The organism is Sporosarcina luteola, from assembly GCF_023715535.1.
GTDB classification, from domain to species: Bacteria; Bacillota; Bacilli; order Bacillales_A; family Planococcaceae; genus Sporosarcina; species Sporosarcina luteola_B.
Genome location: NZ_JAMBOI010000002.1, coordinates 563,824 through 580,422 on the forward strand (window position 1 = coordinate 563,824; position 16,599 = coordinate 580,422).

At 41.7% G+C, this 16,599-nt stretch carries 19 protein-coding genes; 3 read left to right on the top strand and 16 right to left on the bottom strand.

Going from position 1 to position 16,599, the window contains the following annotated elements; all coding sequences use genetic code 11:
• Positions 1-7: 7 nt before the first annotated feature.
• From M3191_RS06325 to M3191_RS06380, 12 genes are all read right to left on the bottom strand, one after another.
• Positions 8-376, bottom strand: coding sequence for a hypothetical protein (locus tag M3191_RS06325; protein WP_251699102.1), 369 nt, complete (start codon positions 374-376; stop codon positions 8-10).
• Between the two features lie 3 nt (positions 377-379).
• Complete coding sequence (locus M3191_RS06330; RefSeq protein WP_251699104.1) at positions 380-934, bottom strand: DUF402 domain-containing protein; 555 nt, start codon at positions 932-934, stop codon at positions 380-382.
• Between the two features lie 17 nt (positions 935-951).
• Positions 952-1,494 (bottom strand): short-chain dehydrogenase, encoded by a 543-nt coding sequence (locus M3191_RS06335; RefSeq protein ID WP_251699106.1) that lies wholly within the window; start codon positions 1,492-1,494, stop codon positions 952-954.
• A complete protein-coding gene (locus tag M3191_RS06340; RefSeq protein ID WP_251699108.1) occupies positions 1,491-2,048 on the bottom strand; it encodes an NUDIX hydrolase in 558 nt (185 codons plus the stop codon). Before M3191_RS06340 ends, M3191_RS06335 begins: the two co-directional genes overlap by 4 nt.
• 14 nt (positions 2,049-2,062) lie before the next feature.
• Positions 2,063-2,827, bottom strand: a complete 765-nt coding sequence (locus M3191_RS06345; protein ID WP_251699110.1) for an alpha/beta fold hydrolase — start codon at positions 2,825-2,827, stop codon at positions 2,063-2,065.
• Between the two features lie 12 nt (positions 2,828-2,839).
• Positions 2,840-3,289: a GNAT family N-acetyltransferase gene (locus tag M3191_RS06350; RefSeq protein WP_251699112.1), complete on the bottom strand. Its 450-nt coding sequence runs from the start codon at positions 3,287-3,289 to the stop codon at positions 2,840-2,842.
• 111 nt (positions 3,290-3,400) lie between these two features.
• A complete protein-coding gene (locus M3191_RS06355) occupies positions 3,401-4,051 on the bottom strand; it encodes an SIMPL domain-containing protein (protein WP_251699114.1) in 651 nt (216 codons plus the stop codon).
• A 79-nt stretch (positions 4,052-4,130) separates the two neighbouring features.
• Complete coding sequence (locus M3191_RS06360) at positions 4,131-4,853, bottom strand: amino acid ABC transporter ATP-binding protein (RefSeq protein ID WP_251699116.1); 723 nt, start codon at positions 4,851-4,853, stop codon at positions 4,131-4,133.
• A complete protein-coding gene (locus M3191_RS06365; protein ID WP_251699118.1) occupies positions 4,850-5,581 on the bottom strand; it encodes an amino acid ABC transporter permease in 732 nt (243 codons plus the stop codon). The genes M3191_RS06360 and M3191_RS06365 overlap by 4 nt, the downstream gene beginning before the upstream one ends.
• A 46-nt stretch (positions 5,582-5,627) precedes the next feature.
• Positions 5,628-6,425 carry a basic amino acid ABC transporter substrate-binding protein gene (locus M3191_RS06370; protein WP_251699121.1) on the bottom strand — a complete coding sequence of 266 codons (798 nt, stop codon included), beginning with the start codon at positions 6,423-6,425 and terminating at the stop codon, positions 5,628-5,630.
• 175 nt (positions 6,426-6,600) lie between these two features.
• Complete coding sequence (gene cyoE, locus M3191_RS06375; RefSeq protein ID WP_251699124.1) at positions 6,601-7,533, bottom strand: heme o synthase; 933 nt, start codon at positions 7,531-7,533, stop codon at positions 6,601-6,603.
• Between the two features lie 172 nt (positions 7,534-7,705).
• The gene (locus tag M3191_RS06380) at positions 7,706-7,939 is read right to left on the bottom strand and encodes a hypothetical protein (protein ID WP_251699127.1); all 234 of its coding nucleotides are present in this window, start codon (positions 7,937-7,939) and stop codon (positions 7,706-7,708) included.
• Positions 7,940-8,063: 124 nt separating this feature from the next.
• Between M3191_RS06380 and M3191_RS06385 the strand changes: the two genes are divergently transcribed.
• A complete protein-coding gene (locus M3191_RS06385; protein WP_251699129.1) occupies positions 8,064-8,486 on the top strand; it encodes a YusW family protein in 423 nt (140 codons plus the stop codon).
• A gap of 128 nt (positions 8,487-8,614) precedes the next feature.
• Positions 8,615-9,451, top strand: coding sequence for a KPN_02809 family neutral zinc metallopeptidase (gene ypfJ, locus M3191_RS06390; protein WP_251699131.1), 837 nt, complete (start codon positions 8,615-8,617; stop codon positions 9,449-9,451).
• A gap of 129 nt (positions 9,452-9,580) precedes the next feature.
• On the opposite strand, the gene M3191_RS06395 is transcribed toward ypfJ, so the two are convergent.
• Positions 9,581-10,492, bottom strand: coding sequence for a methyl-accepting chemotaxis protein (locus tag M3191_RS06395; protein WP_251699133.1), 912 nt, complete (start codon positions 10,490-10,492; stop codon positions 9,581-9,583).
• Between the two features lie 176 nt (positions 10,493-10,668).
• On the opposite strand from M3191_RS06395, the gene M3191_RS06400 reads away from it, so the two are divergent.
• Positions 10,669-11,478, top strand: coding sequence for a DUF2935 domain-containing protein (locus M3191_RS06400; protein ID WP_251699135.1), 810 nt, complete (start codon positions 10,669-10,671; stop codon positions 11,476-11,478).
• 7 nt (positions 11,479-11,485) lie between these two features.
• Here M3191_RS06400 and nadX read toward each other — a convergent pair whose 3' ends face one another.
• From nadX to M3191_RS06415, 3 genes are all read right to left on the bottom strand, one after another.
• Positions 11,486-12,337, bottom strand: coding sequence for an aspartate dehydrogenase (gene nadX, locus M3191_RS06405; protein ID WP_251699137.1), 852 nt, complete (start codon positions 12,335-12,337; stop codon positions 11,486-11,488).
• A gap of 22 nt (positions 12,338-12,359) precedes the next feature.
• Positions 12,360-15,212, bottom strand: coding sequence for an S-layer homology domain-containing protein (locus tag M3191_RS06410; protein WP_251699139.1), 2,853 nt, complete (start codon positions 15,210-15,212; stop codon positions 12,360-12,362).
• 325 nt (positions 15,213-15,537) lie between these two features.
• Positions 15,538-16,542 carry a YcjF family protein gene (locus M3191_RS06415; protein WP_251699141.1) on the bottom strand — a complete coding sequence of 335 codons (1,005 nt, stop codon included), beginning with the start codon at positions 16,540-16,542 and terminating at the stop codon, positions 15,538-15,540.
• Positions 16,543-16,599: the final 57 nt, after the last annotated feature.

The window sequence follows — 16,599 nt, forward strand, 5'->3', positions numbered from 1 at the left end:
CCCTTTCTTATCCTTCAATCATTGCTAAATAAGGAATTTCCTCACCATTAATAATTACAATATAGACTGGTGTATTTGTCTCATAGATAACGGTACCAATAGGAAGCTTATTTGCAGTTCCATTTCGGAAGCCGTAAGCCTTCTTTTTCTGTTTTTTTATCTCCAGTACCTGCTCACCAATTGTATAATCCAACTCGAGCACCCATTCGACTCCTTCAACATTGGAATAAACAATTCCTTCATACATAAAAATATCGGCATTGTCATGAGATAGAAAATCCTTCGGTGTCGGATTTCCCTTGTAGGCCTCTTGTATGCTGGAGCAGCCAGTTAGGCTAAGAAATACAAAAATGGTTATGAGCAAAAGTCGGTTCAATACTTAGCCCTCCAATGCATTGCTAGTAGAAATATCATCGAAGTGAACTTTTGATATTTCAAGAAGATAGAAGCTGTTTTCAGCTACCAACTTTTTAATCCGATCAAACTCAGTCCACGCAAGTGCAAATCCAGCCTCTGATATGACTTCGCTGTTGAGCGCTTCTTCTAATTCGTCAATATCTTTCTCTATTATTTCCCCAGTTGGCAGTACGATCAGATCCAAAAACAAATCATCCATCCATGGACCATTCGTGAGACAATAGCCATTCTCTCTGCAAATATCGATATACCATTGGACAACTTGTCTGTTTGAATCAAAAACCGTCGTCACGGAAAAATGCTTTCCATCCGGAAAATGCTGCAGCCAACTGTACCCCTTATCCGCGATGCAGATTTCCCTTCCCTTATATGTCTTATAGAGAGGCGCAGCTACATTATTCATTTCAAGCAGAGTTACATATCCAGTGAATTGTGACGTAGCAAGATATTTTTCTGCGTACCTCCTCTCCACAATCCGCTTCCAATCATACCGACTGCCATATTTACGTTTTAGCATTTGCTACACTCTCCGTTCTACCTGGGCCTTGCGCTATAGGGTATGAGCTGGCCGACAATTCTTTTATCACCCATACTCATTATTTGTTGAATGACACCGTTTGAAATTTCATCATTTGTCAGCCATCTGGATGTTTCCCCTTCGATAACAAAGCCTAAGAACACTTTTTCATATGTGCAATTTGTAGTGGTATGGATTTCCTCATCTTCAAAATAGCGCCGACTTCCTTTTACATGAATGAGGCGGAACGATGTCGCTTGATCATTCATTTCGCATATCTGTTCAAGCGCTCGGTAATTAGGTGTCCAGCTTACAATCAAATCAAATGGTCCTCGTTCGGCAATCGCTTCTTCGACTTCTGTGTATAGATCATCTGAGTGATAGTCAACTTGGATTGGAAAAATCGAATCAGGAGGACTATCTGCTTTCAATCGTTTAAACTTTGTATCTGTTCGACCAATGACAGAAACTGAATACCCTTCCTTTGCTAAGAAGATGGATACACCCGCGAGCATACCTGTTCCACCAATGACGAGTGCGTGATTATGTTTCTCATTCAATCTACATATCTTCCATTTCTAATGAATTCTTTAGCCAAATGGTAAGCTGCGACTGTAAACAACTGAGTGATCTCCTTGTCCCGGATCTTTTCTCCCATTCTATCGAAAGGGAAATGTTTTACTTCCAGAACTTCTGTCGCATCCAATTCTTGTTCATGTGTTCGTTTTGCGCCCAGTATTAAAAAAGTTATGACCTTATTCGTCTGTGTGGCGGGATTGACCATGAACTCCCCTAAAGGAATCAGCTCTTGCTCCGAAACATATCCAGTCTCTTCACGTACTTCACGTCGAACCGCATCCTCATGCGTTTCGCCTTCCTCAACTTTCCCTGCAGGTATTTCTAAATAAAAATCGTTTCCAGGATGGCGATATTGCTGTACAAGAACGATTTCTTCATCTTCCGTCAATACGATTGCGTTCACCCAATCGGCATACTCATTCACGTAATAATTTTCAATAACCGTTCCGTCATGCATTTGACAAGTGTCGTTCCTCAAATTTCCGAACGGCGATTTATATTTATATTCGCTGTTCAATACTTTCCATTTCCCCAACTGTTTTCCCTCCACTACAACTTATGTACTTTTTGACACACAATCCATTCTTCCAATATCTGATTGAACAATTCCGGTTTAGCTACCGGAAAACCGTGCCCAATATCTTGGACGAATAAATATTCAAAATGTTCATTCCCCATAACGATTTCCCAAACGGACTTTTTCACAAGTCCTTTCTCTTTTTCTCCGGCAGTTACTAATACTCGGGCAGTGCTTTTCGAAAAGTGGGCAGGAAGTGAGTACGACATATTTTCCTTGAGAATATTAATAAGCGTGGAGGACTTCATTTGCAGGCTTTCTTCATAATATTTCTCGAAATACTCGCCATCCAAATACAGTTGTTTCGCTTGAGCTTTTGCAAACGTCATGTTTTTAATCAATGGAAAAGTCATTTTTATCGTTGGGGCAAGGAAGGGGATCATGTACTTCATTGGAATGACAACCGCACTGTTAATCATTGCGGAACTAATTAGAGTTGGTGCAAGACTGACGATTTCCAAACAGATTTGAGCCCCTATTGAAAAACCGATAATATGTACATCTTTCTTACCTTTCTTCTGTTCGATTAACTGAATTATTTCGAGCGCATTTTCAAGAATAGAAAAGGAGATTTCTTTACTCCTACTCCCATGTCCTTGCAATGTGGGAACTAAACAATGGTACTCTCTGAAATACGCAATTTGCTTATCCCAAACCCATCCCCCTACACCGCCCCCGTGAATGAACACGAGGAGCGGACCTTCTTTATTGCCATGTTCCATATAATCTTCATGCAATTCGATTACCTCCTAACTGAACCGTAAAATATGCGTCGTTTCAGAAGCGGAGTCGTCGAATGAAAAACCGCCCGCACGATAGAATGCATCAGCCTTCGCTGAATCTGTACGAACCGTAATTTCTTTGAAATGTTGTTTCGCATGATCAATGATGGATTGCAGCAATAACGTACCGACGCCATTCCGTCGTACTTCATTAAGTACGTAAAATCTTCGTAAACGTCCTTCATCGATATCTCGTGAAAAAGGTGATTGATTGATGCCGCCAATGGCAACTACGGAGCCTGCATTGTTTTTAACACAATACAACACTTCCCCTGGCTTATTGAAAGTATTGATACCATCCTCAAATTCATTCAGAAGGCGGGTGACGAAACGATAGCCTTCCGTTTCACTTTCTTGTACAAGTTCTGTAATATCCAATGAATCCAAGTCTTCTACCCGTTCTACCAAGTATTCCATTTGCTTCTCCCCCTTAATTTTCGTTATATATAGTAAATTCAACAAAATGTTAGAAATACCTGCAAACTTAAAAGAATAGCCGAAATCCCTTCACCGGATTCGGCTTTTCCGTCAATATTGAAACTCAACTCTTACCGTTGAGCTAATAATAATTTGTCCGCTCTGTATCGGGGTAGTCGTTTGTTCGGATTTCGCAAACGTTTGAAACGGAACCGGCTGTCCGGCCTGTTGTTCTTCAACTATTTTTACCGGTTGTGGCTCAACTGGCAATTGCAAAGCGGTTGCAATTGTCCGGGCTTTCATTTGTGCATTCCGTAGAGCTCGGACGATCGCTTCCTGCTTATAGCGTTCGGTGTCCTCCACACTGAATTGTATGTTCGAAACCCGATTCGCCCCGTTTTCCACTGCTGTATCAATAATACTTCCCACTTGTTGAATCTCAGTAATCTTTATGGAGATTGCATTGGTAACTTCATATCCTCTGAAGACCTGTTCGCCATTCACATAATCGTATTTCGGAAAAATCGTGTATGAAACTGTTTGGATATTTTCTCGAGGAACACCTAAGCGTAAAAGAGATTGAATGACGTTATTCATAGCAGTGGCATTTTCCTGTTGCGCTGCACTTAATTGTTCATTCTCCGTGACGACTTCCAATTGGACCGTGGCTATGTCTGGTTCAACTGCAACTTCCCCATTGCCAATCACAATAATTTTCCTCGAAGCGCGATTCACTTGGTGATGCATATACGGATAGATCATTGGTTCCCTCCTCCCTTCTCTTCTGTTAATTGTATGCAAAAAGGCATCTATGACATACCGAGCCATAGATGCCTGCAATTTATAAAATTTTACTAAAGAATGCTCTTGTCCTTTCATGTTTTGGATTCGAAAAGATTTCATCGGGCGTACCTTCTTCGACTAGCAAGCCTTGATCTAGGAACAACACCCGATCTCCCATTTCTTTCGCAAAACCCATTTCATGAGTGACAACGACCATCGTCATCCCTTCCATGGCAAGCCGTTTCATGACATCCAGAACTTCCTTCACCATTTCAGGATCCAGTGCAGAAGTTGGCTCATCGAACAACATAACCTTCGGCTTCATCGCAAGCGCCCTTGCGATGGCTACACGTTGCATTTGCCCGCCTGATAATTGTTCGGGGTAGGCGTTTGCTTTATCGGAAAGCCCTACCTTTTCCAGAAGTTGCCGGGCTAAGGCTTCCGCATCTTGTTGGCTCATTTTTCGAATCTTAATCGGTGAAATCGTTATATTATCGATGACACGCATATGAGGAAAAAGGTTAAATTGCTGGAAGACCATTCCGACTTCCCGCCGTATATCATTAATATCCGTTGCCGGGTCATTGATTTTCACACCATCTATATACACTTCGCCCGCAGTAATCTCCTCAAGAAGGTTGATGCACCTCAAAAATGTACTTTTTCCTGAACCACTCGGTCCAATGACACAGATGACTTCCTTTTCTTTAATGTCGTAGTCAATGCCCCTAAGTACTTCCAATTGTCCGAACGACTTATGCAAATTCCGTACTTTAATCATCGAGTTCTCCCTCCCGCTGCCAAACGCTTCATTTTTCTTGGGGATGGGACATAGCTATTGCTGAACCGGTTTTCGACGTATGTGATGAGTCTTCCACAGATGAATGTCAAAATAAGATAAAGTATAGCAACAGTTAAATAGGGCTCCCAAAATCTGAGATTTGCCCCTGCAACTACTTTACCTGCATATAGCAAATCAGTCGCTGCAATGACGGTAACAAGAGAAGAATCTTTCAGCAGAGCAATCAGTTCGTTGCCGAGCGGTGGAATCATCCTTCTGAACGCTTGTGGAAGTATGATTAATTTCATAGCAGTGTTATGTGGCATGCCTAGCGAACGAGCTGCCTCCATCTGCCCTTTGTCGAGCGATTGGATTCCAGCACGGATGATTTCTGCGTTATACGCAGCACTGTTAAGCATAAGTGCTACCGACCCTGACACAAAAAATCCTAAGGAATGCCCAAATATACTAGGAATTAGTGCAGTATGGATCAATAGTATTTGAACTAATAATGGAGTTCCACGGAAAAAATCAACATATATTTTCGCAGGATAGTAAATCCACTTCCGTTTCGATAATTTCCCTATGCCTACAGCCAATCCTAATAGGAATCCTCCTATATAACCTACAGCAGTCAAGGCGAGAGTTACCCAAAGCCCCCGTATAAAAAGCTCCCGGTAACTCCAAATGCTTTCAAACATATCAATACGTAAACCTAAAAACTCCATGTTCATCACCTCCAAGATGGGTATAGTTGTTGCGTTAAGCAATCAATTATTCCACATCTTGGTCAGTAATTTCTTTCAACTTCCCATTTGCTTTGATTTTTTCAATTCCATCATTCAATAAATCAAGGATTTCTTGGTTTCCTTTTTTTACCATAAGTCCGTAATACTCTTTTTCAAAGCTGTCATCTTCAACCGTTTTTAATTTAACATTCGGGTTTTGTGTTTGATATTCAATGATTACTGCATTATCGCCAACTGATGCATCTGCATTGCCATTGACCATTTCAGTGATCGCAAGTGGCATTGTTTCAGCAGCAACGATTTTCGAACTAGTTTTCCCTAATAGATCTTGAACAACTTTATGACCAGTCGTACTGATTTGTACCGAAACCCGCTTATCGGCTAAATCATCAAATGACTCGACATCCGAATCTTCAGGTACTAGAATCAATTGATTGGCAACGAAATATGGATCGGAGAAGTCAAAGGACTTTTCTCTCTCCTCAGTAATCGTAATGGAAGACACTGCAAAATCCACTTCACCATTATCTACTGCAGGAAACAATGGATCCCAGCCGTAGTTTTTATATTCAACTTCAAAACCGGCAGCTTCTGCGATGGCATTTACAATATCGATATCAATTCCGACGATATTTCCCTTTTCATCCATAAACTCCATCGGTGCATACGTTGCGTCCGTTCCGACGACCAATTTCCGTTTTCCACTTGTATCATCCCCGCCTGATCCGCTCGTTTTAGAAGATTCCGCACCGCATCCGATTAGAAAAATGGACGTGCACACTAATGCGATGCCTATCATCAAACGTTTAACTGATTTCCCCATAATGACTCCCCCTATAGTTTCTATTAATTTGCAGAATTAATTGATACTTTACTTGATTATAAACGATGACGCTTTCATTCACAACTGAATATTTCCAATTGGTTATCTAGACTGAATAGACAAAACAAAAAACTGCCCCGTTTGTCAACTTTCGACAAACGGAGCAGTTTCCTATTTAGAAACTAGGCAGCGTGACAGCTACCATTAGTAAAAATAAAATCGCAATATAATTGACGGAGTACATGAACATAACATATGCCCATCTATCATCGTCTTTCGTAAAAAATCCACGTATGGAGACAATCAAGAAACCAACATTCAATATCGTAGCTAGCACGATAAATACCATTCCAAGTGATCCTAGGTAAAACGGCAACGGAAGCAAGCAGGCAATGTATACAAACATTTGACGCTTCGTCATTTTGAACCCGCGAACGACCGGAAGCATTGCTACGTTGGCCGCTTTGTATTCATTGTACTTCCTCATCGCGATTGCAAATGTATGAGGCATTTGCCAGATGAATAAAATGATGAAAAGCAAGATCGGAACGATATGCCATGATGGTGCAATTGCGGCCCATCCGATCATCGGCGTCACTGCGCCCGAAATGCTTCCAATGACTGTATTCAAAGTGTATTTACGCTTTGTCCACATCGTGTACATAACCACGTAGGTGAACCAGCCGATGAATGCGTAAATCGCCGCCTCCATCGTTGTAAACATCAGCATGACCATTCCTATCGCCGACAAGGATAAGCCGATTCCCAACACGGTCTTCAAGGAGATGTTTCCCGTTACAGTCGGACGTTTTTGAGTCCTTTTCATAACTGTGTCGATATCTACGTCATACCAGTTGTTCAGGACAAGCGCCCCACCCATTAATATCGTGCTCCCGATAATTGTCAGCCAAAACAATTTGCTGTTCGCAAGCAGGGAATCTCCCGTGAAATGAAGGGCAAGCCAAAAGCCGACAAACACGGGCAGTGCATTGGCAAGCAAAACAGGCGCTTTAAAAAGCGATTTCAAGTCCGCAATTATAGTGCTCGATCTTTCTTCATCTATGATCGTGCCGTTTTCAGTATAAGTAATTTCAATATCTTTAGTCATATCTATATACGCTCCTCAGAGGTATTTCTGCAAAGTTTCATCCCTTCCATCATATCATTTCATTTGCAATAAATTAAAGGTTTACGGTTTTTTCTTTGGAATTTCAAAGAATTCCTTTATAGTTTGACACAATTTATTCAAAACTGCCGGCGAATTAAAAAGAGGCCCCCGGTTAGGAAGCCATAATGCCAATGAATAATATAAAAATGAAAATGAAAATATACATTAATAGGATGAGAGCAAAGATACTTCCCATAACAATTAAGTATGCTATTGAAAATGTATTCCGTGGATCTTGCTTATCCGTCGCCCATATAATGAGCATGACAAGCCCGACAATCGGCAAACATACAAGTACCAACGTTAAAATCCAATCTTTCAATGACATCTGTTTTTCTGTCTCCATACGTCTCACTCCACTTATGTTCTCTATATAGCAATATTGGTTCCATTCCATCCTACCATAGTATATCTGGCTGGATTGCCGGTTATGTTAGAAATAGTGGAAGCGAAAGGATGAATGATCGGATATGAAGAAATTGACTTCTATTATTTTGGCATGTTGTTTCATTGTAATGAGTGGATGCAGCAATCAAAATCTTGTTCCAAAGACTGAAGCGAGCGACGTCGTCGATACATATGGCATCACCTCATTTACTGTTACCATCGATACGAATGAAGAGCAAGAGGCGCTGACCGCAAGTTTTAGTGAAAAAAAGGAAAGATCCGAAGCAGAATACACTAATAAAAAAGAAGAAGTCGCTTTGCATGGCAAAAAGGCGTTGAAAAAAATAATGGAAGCGTTCGAAAAAATGCAACCTGACCCTGAATCTGAAGAGACGGAAATAATCAAAAGCGCTGCGGAAGCTTTCGGATTCAAAGAGTATAAAATGATACGGTTGGAAGTGAAATTCAAAGGATATGACAGCAAAGAGATCATGTTCTCCAAATAACGTAAGGATATCGGATCCCGAAAGGCTTTCGATATCTTTTTTATGTCGGCCTATAAGTCAATGAAATGGGGTAAAGCATATGGTAACCACTTGCATTTTCATCGACGTTTTTCAAGGAGGCAATTTAAATGGAATGGAAAGGTAGAAGAGGCAGCAGAAATGTGGAAGACCGGAGAGGGATGGGAGGAAAAACGCTCGTCGGCGGCGGTATCGGCGGCATTGTTATGTTGCTCATCGTCATGTTCCTAGGCGGCGACCCTGGTGATATCCTTAACAACATGACGACATCCCCTTCGAATACCGAATATGTTGAAACAGAACAGGATAAGGAACTGGCTGAATTCGTTTCAGTCGTTTTGGCGGATACGGAAGATGTGTGGACAGAGGTATTTGAGAAGGAAGGGATGGTTTATCGTGAACCGATTCTTGTGCTCTATTCAGGAAGTGTCCAGTCGGCATGCGGAATGGCCGGCGCAGCTGTCGGACCATTCTATTGTCCGGCTGACGAGAAATTGTATATCGATCTGAGTTTTTATGACGACCTACAGACACAGTTCAAAGCACCCGGTGATTTCGCGATGGCCTATGTTGTGGCACATGAAGTCGGGCATCACGTCCAAAAGCTGTTGGGCATCACCGACGAAATGGCGAGAATACGCAGTCAAGTCAGCGAGGAAGAGTACAATAAATACTCCGTACGGTTGGAACTACAAGCGGATTATCTCGCAGGTGTCTGGGCGCACCATGCACAAGGAATGGGCGTCCTCGAGAAAGGTGATCTGGAGGAAGCTCTGAACGCGGCAAGTGCAGTCGGGGATGATACGATCCAGAAACGTGCCCGCGGCTATGTAGTGCCGGAAAGCTTCACACACGGAACTTCCGAACAGCGGAAGAACTGGTTTTATCGAGGATTTGAGGCGGGCAATTTGAAAGAGGGAGATACATTTGGCGCTGGGAATCTTTGATACGAAGTTGTTCGAAAGAATGGACCTTGGAGCGAAAAGAATGAGCCCTTTCAGCGTTAAATGAGCCCTTATGTGAATAAACGAAATAACAGGTGAAGGAGTGATTCTCCCTCACCTGTTATTTTTGCCTCACACGATACTCGAGACTTTCCTCGACTGATTGTCCAATTCAGCCGCAGACGAAGCAATCGCCAGGAAATCGTCCATCGCAACTTCAATCCGCTGCTGACAACGGTCCACGTTTTCCTGTGCCAAAGCCGTCCCCTTGGAAATGTTCTTGATTTCCGTCGTGATCGCTTCCACACCTTCACGGACTTCTACAATCGATTTCTCCACATTAGCGGACAATTTACGAACCTCTTTCGCAACGACATCGAAGCCTCTTCCATGCTCCCCCGCCCGCGCTGCTTCAATTGCCGCATTCAAAGCGAGCAAATTCGTTTGAGCTGCAATTTCCCGAATCGTCTTTACAATGTGTTGGATGCTTTCGGCATGCAACTGCAAATTTCCAAGTGTTTTCGTATTATCATGGGAGAGCGCTGCGATATCTTCGATGATCACTAATAACTCCTTGCTCCGCTCCATCCCGATATCTGCTCGTTCTGTCAGTCCTTCCGCCATCTGTCTCAGCTCTTCGACAACAGACGTGATGGAAGTTTGCCGTTTCGTAATATTAGATGCAACTTTGGAGATGCTGATGACCCTCCTGCCGTCGTGGCTGAATACCGGCATATACGTTGCTTCAAGCCATACTTTATCGCCACTCTTATCCTTCATTTCAATTTTCCCATGTTGACTGATGCCACGCAGCAACTCCCGCCAGAACTTGGCATACGCAGCACTCCTCACATACTCATCAAAACAAAGATCGTCATGGCGGACACCGATCATTTCATCTTTCGAATACCCCATTGCATTTGCAAAAATATCGTTCACGTACGCAATTTTATGGTCCAAATCATATCGGATAATCGCAAGATTCTTCTCAAGAGCCTTCACGACATGATCGTCCGTTACTAGTTCAACCACCTGTTTCACCATTTTATCCCCCTCCAACTCAACAAACTGACTCTTCTCTATAATTCGGAAAATCAGAACCTATTACTATTTAACCATAGTTGGCGATAAAGTGGAATACCCTGGATAATTGTAATCATGGCATTCTATAATAATTTTTCCTTCATAGAATGGTAAGTAGTATACCAGGAGGTGAAGTTTTGGATAATTCTTTTCAGCAACAGGCATCGAATGAATTACAGTTTTGGCTTCAAATTTTAGGGGACCATAGCCGCTTTATTCACGATTCACTAGCCCCAGGGCAAACTGATTGGATTGACACTGCCGCAGCTTTCATAGAACGGTTCGATAAACTATTGGACCGCTCGAAGCAAACGTTGAGTGAGGATGAATTGTTGTCGTTAGTAAGCCTTTCAAAAACGGAAAGTGAAGCGATACGGGAATTGAAATTGGCCATTATTAAGGAACAATTGGTCGGCAACATTAAAATTACATTGCCCCCTCCTTTCGTCAATCATATGGTTAACGAAGTTGAAGAAGCGATTCGTATTTTTTCTTATTTGGAAAAAGGCGAGTCCCCTCCTACCGTTCACCCGCTACACCATGATTTGCTATGGTTGCTTGATGCAGCCGGTCATGCCGGAGCGATTGACGCGAATTTGGACCGCGTGGAAAAACAATTAAAGAAGAAAAGCAGGAAGTTCATGAAGGATTGGGAAGCATTTTATTTGAAGGCCATTGAAATGACAGGGTTTTTACGGACAAATGTTGCGAAATTCCCTGCCCTTGATAAATTCCATAACGACGTGTACTTGGAAATGGCGATTTTTAAAACGTTTTTAGGTGAACTTGAAGAGATGGGTCTGAAAAAAGAGACGCTAGGCGTTCTTACTCCTCTCATGGCAGACCATATGGCGCGCGAGGAATGCTATTATTTAATGAAACTCGCAGAGTCGGCAGGTACTCCCGACCCAAATTGCAATCCCGCAAAGGAAAGAGTGCAGGGGTAGTAAGCCACTATGAACCCACTACTACTGCACTATCAATGTCCGCAAGCGCGGCTAAAATACTCGCTCCCGTAATATGGCTCGTCTTCGGATTGTCCGGAGACGGGTTATTTTTAATTGTCATATCGAACTCGCCGAAAGCCCCACTTGCATGGATATGGTGAATGTTTTGCGTTACATTCGGATCGGCAATAATTCGTACACGTGTCTTCTCGACACCAATGCCCGCCAACGACAACACGATTGCGACATTCGCATTTTTAGGGAATTGTTGAATCGCGTCACGGGCAGGGCCTTCAAACAACGTTTGCTCCGCAGTAATTCGGTCAGCTGTTAACGAATGGGCAGGCTTTCGGGTCGTCAGAGTGACGGAATCCAATAGTCCATCTAATTTGGCAGCCTTTATTAAATCCAAGCCGCCAATCGCACCGGACGGCAAGTAGATTCGGCGTCCACTAGATTTAGCTACCTGCTCTACTAGATTGCCAAAGGAAGGGTCAGCGAAAGCTCCGATGCTGATTAACAGTAGATCTTTCTGTTTAACCGTTTCGAGCGCATATTTTTTGGCTGATTCAATGGTGGAACATTCGACTACGATATCGATGTCGGATTGCAGGAATGAGTGGATGTCATGGAATGCTTTGCATCCGTATTCCGCGGCTAATGAAGGCAGCTCATTTCTAGCTTTCTCTCGTTCATCCAAAATTGCGGTGATCTTGGCGTTTGGTAGGAGTTGTTCTTTGTTTATTGTTTTGAGAAGGTATGTACCTAGGTTTCCTTTACCGATTAGACCTATTTTGATTGGAATCAGTCCTTTCGCTTTGATGGTTAGTATACAGGAAAACCCCTTGGCGTGGGCCAAGGGGTTCCAGTAAAATCATTTTTTATTTTGCTACAGTAACAGAAATACCCGCTTTTTGAGCATTAGGTTTCACAGCTTTATCGACAATATTTGTTGATTTATTCGTCTTAACAGTCAATACTTTAGAAATATCGAACGTCTCTTCAACTTCTCCAGATTTTTTTACAAGTGTAATAGTTACTTTATTATCAAATCCAGAAACAGAATTAGCCTTCAATTCGCCAGCAGCAAGTGTTTTTGCTGTAGTTCCTTCAATAACTTCAAATGCATCAAATACATCCTCTGTTGAAACCGTAACAGCTTCGCTATATGTCAATTCAATAGTTTTATTGTTAATGACTCTAGCACTTTGTAAAACTGGCGCAGTATTGTCTATAATTTCTACAGTGCCTTTATAAGTGTTCAATGTTTTGCCATCTGTTGAAGCGATATTAGCTACTGTGAAAACAGCTGCTTTATCAGCTTCTTTTACTGAATCCACTGGCAATGTAATTGTGGCGACTTTTTGTGCGGAGTCTAATGTAATAGTTGTATTAGCAGGAAGTGGTTTTCCACCTAATGTGTAATTATTCACATCAGTTGCAGAGTTTGCAACCGCGCCACCTTTAACTTGCTCATTAAATGTAACTGTAATAACGTTGTCTTTTCCTTCAGCTGATGCAACGTCAAATGTCGGTTTAACTTCCACTTGACCGAAGTCGATAGTATAAGTAATAGCATCGGAGCTGTTTGCTGTCTCAGCCAAATCGAATGCACTGCCCTGAGCAATTGTAAAGTTGTATTTTCCAGTAACTACTGCAGGTGTTTTCGCTTTGAAAACAACCTTTGTATCACCAGCTTCAACTTTTTGAGATGTAAATCCGCCTAATAGATCGTTAGCCAATACACCATTTTCGCTAACAATGGAAGGTGCTGAGATAGATCCCTCTCCTGCCGCTTTGAGACCCTCATTGAAATTTACCTCAATTGCAGATACCAAGCCTTTGTCATCTTTCACAACTTTGTAACCAGTTGCTACTGGCTTGACAGTATCTTTTACAAGAGTAACTTTTGGTGTCGAAGCTGTAATCTTATTCCCAAGCGAATCTTTAATAGTTTCTGGAATTACTACTGTAAATGTCCTGCTAGCATTGCTACCAAAAATAGTTTCGTTTACTGGAATAACAAATTGAGTATTGTTACTACCTTCTACAATTGAAACCTTGCCTGTTGTAACATCAGCTAATGCTTCATTTTTAACTGAACCATTTACTAAGGAATCTACTACTGACTTTGCATCCATTTTCTTGCTGAATGTAACGAGAATCTCTTTTTCACTTTTAGCAGATAGGCTGACAGCAGGAGCTTCAGCATCAACATTCACAGTGAAATCCTTAGAAGTAGTTACCGTTTTGTTACCCGCCAAATCTTCAATATTGATTAATTCAACGGTATGAGTCTTGCCTACCTCAAGTGCCAATCCGGAAACTACTGCTGTATCCGTGTTATTGAAGTTAGCGGTTACGTATTGACCATTCACTTTTACAAGACCAATTGTAGCTTTTAGTGGTTCAGAAGCTTTAATTGTCACTGTAGATGCAGTATTGCCGCTAGTAATTGCTTCAACAGAATCAATTAGTGGAGCAACCTCATCTTTATATGAAAATACTTGTGCCAATTTAGTTGTTTTAACTTTTTTATCAGCAAGCGTTGAAATAGGTTCAACTGTGATAACTCCATTATCCACTTGTACTGCAGATGCTTGCGTGAATGTTAATAGTACAGTCTTGTTGTCTGAAGCCAAAACAGCAGTATCTGGTGTAGTAGAATTGATTTTGTAATTCTCAACTTTTTGAGCTTCAGTTTTATCGACTTCTGTATTGAATTTCACTTGAACTTGTGTAGCATTCAATGCAGTTACTGCTTCAACTGCTGGAGTAGCTGGTTTTGCAACTACAACAGTAACAACAACATCCTCAGCACTATTACCAGCTGCGTCAACTGCGCTGTACGTCACTTTGTAAGTTCCAGGAACTTTAGTGTCGATAGCAGTTAGTCTTTCGCCAGCTTCGTTAGTGATAACTGAAGTGACTTCGATTTCTTCGTCAACGTTGTCAGTAGCAGTTACAACTGGAGCTGTAAATTCTTTACCGTATTCAACGTTAAGAGTTTTTTCGCCAGTGTAAACTAGTTTTGGTGCTTCTGTGTCTTCTACATCTTCTACGTTTACGTTAGAAGTTTTGTAGAGGAATGAAGCGAATTGACCGCGTGTTGTTGTGTTTTTAGGGTTGAATTGCGGTGCAACCGGGTTCGTGATATCGAAGTAGTCTAGTACATCGATGTATGGACGAGCTTCTGCTTTTGCTTTCGCAAGGTCCGTTACATCTTTGTTGAATTCTGTTTCTTTTACTAGAGTTACTAGATCTGTTTTATGAATAGCGTCATAAGCTCTGACAAGAACGATCGCCATGTTTTCACGTGTGATGTCCAGTCCTGCGCCAAGTGTGCCATCCGCATAACCGTTAAATACGCCATGGTCTTTTACTAGTGCAGCGTATTTAAGGAGTTCGTCATTCGATTTAGATGTAAGATCTTTGAAACGTGGGTTTGTCTTGTAATCTGCTGGAACTTTATAGTCTAGTGATACTAGCCATTTACCCATCATTTTTACAACATCAGAACGAGTCAATGTTTTATTTGGTTGGAATGTACCGTCGGGATAGCCGTTGATGACTCCTGCTTCTACCAATGCTTTGATAGCTGGTTCATGCGTATTCCCTTTCACGTCGGAAAAATCTGCCGCGCTAGCCACTGGTGCGACTGCTGTTGCGACCAATGCTGCTGAAGCTGCACCGATCATGAAATTACGATATTTTTTTGGTTGGTTGTTACCCATAAATATATTTCCTCCTCTGAGATGTTTCTAATACTTTTGAGAGCATTGCATCCCATATATGTATACCCTCGACTAACATTATTAATCATATTTTTATAAAATGATAGAGGTATTAATTGGGTATAGTACCAGATTAGCATTCTAACGCTTGATTTATAGGGGTTTTACCCAACTAAATTTTTTTTTAGAAAGGCAAGAATGCCGTACTTATATACAGTTGGTTGGGTTTCCCAATCCATTTTTCCCTGCTTTATCCTCTCTGATTTACTGCTAGATTAAAAATGTTTTCAATAAGTTATAATTGTTGCTTTAGTTATTATTGTCTTCATTGTTTTCTGGTCGTTTTTTTCAAAAACATTTGATAAATCGGCTTTAATGCCTTAGGCGTCAGTTCTATATCATTTTCATGCGCATACTTGATGGCATGTCCTAATGCGATGGTCATTCCGCCTGCGACACTTGCACCGGCCACCATACCAGCACCGGGAACAAATTTCACAATTTGCCTGAAAACCGTCTTACCTATATTTCCGACAATTGTTGCGATGATCAATTCTTTTGCATTGTCCTTCGTTATCGGTTTCCCATACAATGTTGAAAGCTTTAGCATGAGACTGACTTGCAAGGCGGTCAAAGGAACGAAGTCCGATCCCGGAATCGGAATGGCACCGATTGTTGCGGCGGAAGCTCCTGCTGCTAAAATCCAACGATTTGCAATGGCAGACTTATCGGCCATGTTTGCTGCCATTAGAATGTCTTTTTTTTTGACTTCTAATAATGAAAGAACTTCTTTCTGCAGCATCCCGATATTTTCCCCTGTCCGAGAAGAAATCGGCGTGACCGGATATTCATAGCCGGTATGATCCTGGACATATTTTACGAGGCTTGGTATGTCTTCGGCTGCATCGATTTTATTCAACACGAGGATCAGATCGTTATTCACCTTGGCAATTCTTTTTAATGATTTGAGTTCCGTTTCGGATAAAACCGTCCCCGCTGCATTCAGGAAAAACAAAATTAGATCCGCCTGCTTATAAAACTTCATCGTTTCCTCTGAATGTTCACTGTAAATGTCATCCAGACCAGGAGTGTCGACAAAGATGATTTTATCCTTATATGAAAACTTCTTGATTTCCTGGGTTTCACCCGGTTTCGCACCTACCTGCGCTACGTCATCTCCCATGAGACGATTGATAGTCGATGATTTCCCGGCATTCACATCACCGATCATGGCAATCAGGATTTCACTTTCCAATTGCTCATTGATTTCCGATGACTTTTCTTCAAATATTTTGTCGAATTCCTCGTCTGACATCCATTGTTGATTCATCTTAATCACCTTCTTCTTTCATTTAGTAATGGCCTCTTCCTATTCATACGGATAGTA

What these genes read in the sequence shown, in the direction of transcription:
- M3191_RS06330 (WP_251699104.1), bottom strand. Translation starts at nt 934, where the DNA reads ATGCTAAAACGTAAATATGGCAGTCGGTATGATTGGAAGCGGATTGTG.
- M3191_RS06350 (WP_251699112.1), bottom strand. Translation starts at nt 3,289, where the DNA reads ATGGAATACTTGGTAGAACGGGTAGAAGACTTGGATTCATTGGATATT.
- M3191_RS06355 (WP_251699114.1), bottom strand. Translation starts at nt 4,051, where the DNA reads ATGATCTATCCGTATATGCATCACCAAGTGAATCGCGCTTCGAGGAAA.
- M3191_RS06360 (WP_251699116.1), bottom strand. Translation starts at nt 4,853, where the DNA reads ATGATTAAAGTACGGAATTTGCATAAGTCGTTCGGACAATTGGAAGTA.
- M3191_RS06365 (WP_251699118.1), bottom strand. Translation starts at nt 5,581, where the DNA reads ATGGAGTTTTTAGGTTTACGTATTGATATGTTTGAAAGCATTTGGAGT.
- M3191_RS06370 (WP_251699121.1), bottom strand. Translation starts at nt 6,425, where the DNA reads ATGGGGAAATCAGTTAAACGTTTGATGATAGGCATCGCATTAGTGTGC.
- cyoE (WP_251699124.1), bottom strand. Translation starts at nt 7,533, where the DNA reads ATGACTAAAGATATTGAAATTACTTATACTGAAAACGGCACGATCATA.
- M3191_RS06380 (WP_251699127.1), bottom strand. Translation starts at nt 7,939, where the DNA reads ATGGAGACAGAAAAACAGATGTCATTGAAAGATTGGATTTTAACGTTG.
- M3191_RS06385 (WP_251699129.1), top strand. Translation starts at nt 8,064, where the DNA reads ATGAAGAAATTGACTTCTATTATTTTGGCATGTTGTTTCATTGTAATG.
- ypfJ (WP_251699131.1), top strand. Translation starts at nt 8,615, where the DNA reads ATGGAATGGAAAGGTAGAAGAGGCAGCAGAAATGTGGAAGACCGGAGA.
- M3191_RS06395 (WP_251699133.1), bottom strand. Translation starts at nt 10,492, where the DNA reads ATGGTGAAACAGGTGGTTGAACTAGTAACGGACGATCATGTCGTGAAG.
- M3191_RS06410 (WP_251699139.1), bottom strand. Translation starts at nt 15,212, where the DNA reads ATGGGTAACAACCAACCAAAAAAATATCGTAATTTCATGATCGGTGCA.
- M3191_RS06415 (WP_251699141.1), bottom strand. Translation starts at nt 16,542, where the DNA reads ATGAATCAACAATGGATGTCAGACGAGGAATTCGACAAAATATTTGAA.